We start from the raw sequence: 2846 nt of genomic DNA, 5'->3' as shown, positions 1-2846 counted from the left end.
AGGCGGGTGCGCTGGCCGCGCTCGACGAGGAGGAGGCGCTGGACGCGCGCATCGAGCAGATCGTCGAGCGCCGCGAGGCGCTGCGCGCCGGACTGCTCGGCCAGGGCTTTCCCATTCCCGAGGCACAGGGAAACTTTGTCTGGCTCCCGGTCGGCGAGGCGGCGGCGGAACTCGCCGAGCGCTTCCTCGATGCGGGAATCCTGATTCGTCCGTTCCCCGGTCTTGGGGTGCGGATCAGCGTTGGCGAGTCGGAGAGCGTTCCGGCCGTCCTGGCGGTGACCGCTGCCCTGGCAGCGGACCGCCCCGACCTGACGGAGGGCCGATGACCCTGAACGACCGCTTCAACGACCCGGAGCCGATCCGCTTCCTCGACGTCGATGGTCGCTTCGCGCCCAGCGCGTCCGCCGCGGAGTACGCCGAAGAGCTCGACGGGCTCCAGGAGGCGGACCTCGTTCGCTTCTACCGCGACATGGCGCTCACCCGCGCGATGGACACCGAGTGCACGAACCTCCAGCGCCAGGGGCAGCTCGCCCTGTGGGCGCCGAGCGTCGGCCAGGAGGCGGCCCAGGTCGGCACCGGCCGCGCCGCGGGGCCCAAGGACCACATCTTCCCGTCCTACCGCGAGCACTCCGTGGCCCGGCTGCGGGGGGTGACCGCCCTCGAGGTGATCGCCCAGTTCCGCGGGGTGAGCCACGGCGGCTGGGACCCCTTCGACCCGGCCAAGGGGAACTTCCACCTCTACACCCTCGTGATCGGCTCGCAGTCCCTGCACGCCACGGGCTACGCCCTCGGACAGCTCCTCGACGCGACCCGCGAGGCCGGGGTCACCGCGCTCGACCCGGGCAGCGACCCGACGCCCACGGGCCAGGGCAGCCTCGTCTACTTCGGTGACGGCGCGACCAGCCAGGGCGACGTGAGCGAGGCCCTCACCTTCGCCGCGAGTTACCAGACGCCGCAGGTGTTCGTGATGCAGAACAACCGCTGGGCGATCTCCGTGCCGGTGACCCGGCAGTCCCGCACGCCGATTTATCGCCGCGCGCTCGGCTTCGGCATCCCCGCGGTGCAGACCGACGGGAACGACGTGCTCGCCAACTACGCCGTGAGTCGACGGATGCTCGCGAACGCGACGTCCGGCGGCGGCCCCGGCTTCATCGAGGCGCTGACCTACCGCATCGGGGCGCACACGACGAGCGACGACCCCACCCGCTATCGCGAGAACGAGGAGCTGGAGGCCTGGCGGCTGAAGGACCCCATCGAGCGCTTCGCGCGTTACCTGCGCGCCGAGGGCGTGGCCGAGAGCGCCTTCGAGGCGATCGAGGACGAGAGCCGCGAGCTCGCCGCCGAGGTGCGCGCCGGGGTGCTCTCGATGCCCGAACCCGAGCCCGACGCGATGTTCCAGCACGTCTACGCCGCGGAGCACCCGCGGATCGAGGAACAGCGCACCTGGCTCGACCGATACGAATCATCCTTCGAGGAGGGCTCAGCATGACCGACGTTTCACGTGCAACGGCCGCCGAGCCCCAGCCGGCCCGCCCCCTGCCCATCGCCCGAGCGATCAACGCCGGGCTCCGGCGGGCGATGGCCGAAAACGACCGGGTCCTGCTCATGGGCGAGGACATCGGCCCGCTCGGCGGTGTCTTCCGGGTGACCGAGGGCCTGCAGGCCGAGTTCGGCTCCGCCCGGGTGCTCGACACCCCGCTCGCGGAGTCCGGGATCATTGGCTCCGCGGTCGGGCTTGCGATGCGGGGCTACCGCCCCGTCTGCGAGATCCAGTTCGACGGTTTCATCTTCCCCGGCTTCGACCAGATCACGACCCAGCTGGCCAAGATGCGCAACCGCTACGAGGGCCGCCTGGAGATGCCCGTCGTCATCCGGGTGCCCTACGGCGGGCACATCGGGGCCGTCGAGCACCACCAGGAGAGCCCGGAGGCGTACTTTGCGCACACCGCCGGCCTGCGCATCGTGAGCCCCTCGACCGCGAACGACGCCTACTGGATGATTCAGCAGGCCATCGCCTCGCCGGATCCGGTCCTGTTCTTCGAGCCGAAGGCGAAGTACTGGCTCAAGGGCGACGTGGACACCGAGGCCGAGCCCTTCCCCCTGCACGCGAGCCGCGTGGCCCGTGCGGGCACGGACGTCACCGTGGTGGGCTTTGGCGCGATGGTCACGACGCTGCTCCAGGCGGCGGAGATCGCCGAGGCCGAGGGGACGAGCGTTGAGGTCGTCGACCTGCGCACCGTCTCCCCCATCGACTACGGCCCCCTGCTGGAGTCGGTTCGCAAGACGGGTCGCCTCGTCGTCGCCCAGGAGGCCCCGCAGAACGCGAGCGTCGGCAGCGAGATCGCCGCGACGGTCGCCGAGCAGGCCTTCTACTCGCTGCAGGCCCCCGTCCTGCGGGTGTCCGGCTTCGACACCCCCTTCCCCGCCGCGAAGCTTGAGGGCCTCTACCTCCCGGACGCCGACCGCGTCCTCGAGGCCGTCGACCGCACGATGCACTACTGATCGGGGGCGGGCGCCGCCCGCTCCCACTGGACACTGCGCGTTGCGCTGTGAGACGCTGACCCCGGGCCTCATCCGCCCATACTTTTTCCTGGAGGCCCCGATGACCGAGCTGAACTTCCCCCTCCCCGACGTGGGCGAGGGACTGACCGAGGCTGAGATCGTTTCTTGGCAGGTGGCCCCCGGCGACCGCGTGGAGCTCAACCAGGTGGTCGTGGAGATCGAGACGGCGAAGTCCCTCGTGGAGTTGCCCTCGCCCTTCGCCGGCACCGTGACGGCGCTGCTGGCCGAGGTCGGGCAGACGGTTCCCGTTGGCACCGACATTCTCCGGGTCCAGCCCGAGGGCA

At 70.9% G+C, this 2846-nt stretch carries 4 protein-coding genes; all 4 read left to right on the top strand.

Annotation, left to right across the window (positions count from 1 at the left end):
- Nucleotides 1–326: aminotransferase class I/II-fold pyridoxal phosphate-dependent enzyme (locus OOT08_RS09440; RefSeq protein WP_325092396.1), on the top strand; the 326-nt coding region annotated here is incomplete at its 5' end.
- Nucleotides 323–1489, top strand: coding sequence for a thiamine pyrophosphate-dependent enzyme (locus OOT08_RS09435; protein ID WP_325092395.1), 1167 nt, complete (start codon nt 323–325; stop codon nt 1487–1489). The genes OOT08_RS09440 and OOT08_RS09435, both read left to right, overlap by 4 nt.
- Nucleotides 1486–2502 (top strand): alpha-ketoacid dehydrogenase subunit beta, encoded by a 1017-nt coding sequence (locus tag OOT08_RS09430; protein ID WP_325092394.1) that lies wholly within the window; start codon nt 1486–1488, stop codon nt 2500–2502. Before OOT08_RS09435 ends, OOT08_RS09430 begins: the two co-directional genes overlap by 4 nt.
- Nucleotides 2503–2602: 100 nt before the next feature.
- On the top strand, nt 2603–2846 hold a 244-nt coding region (locus tag OOT08_RS09425), incomplete at its 3' end, for a biotin/lipoyl-containing protein (protein ID WP_325092393.1).

The organism is Leucobacter sp. M11 (genome assembly GCF_035726885.1).
Taxonomy (GTDB): domain Bacteria; phylum Actinomycetota; class Actinomycetes; order Actinomycetales; family Microbacteriaceae; genus JAPFRB01.
This window is presented reverse-complemented; position numbering and strand designations above follow the sequence as displayed.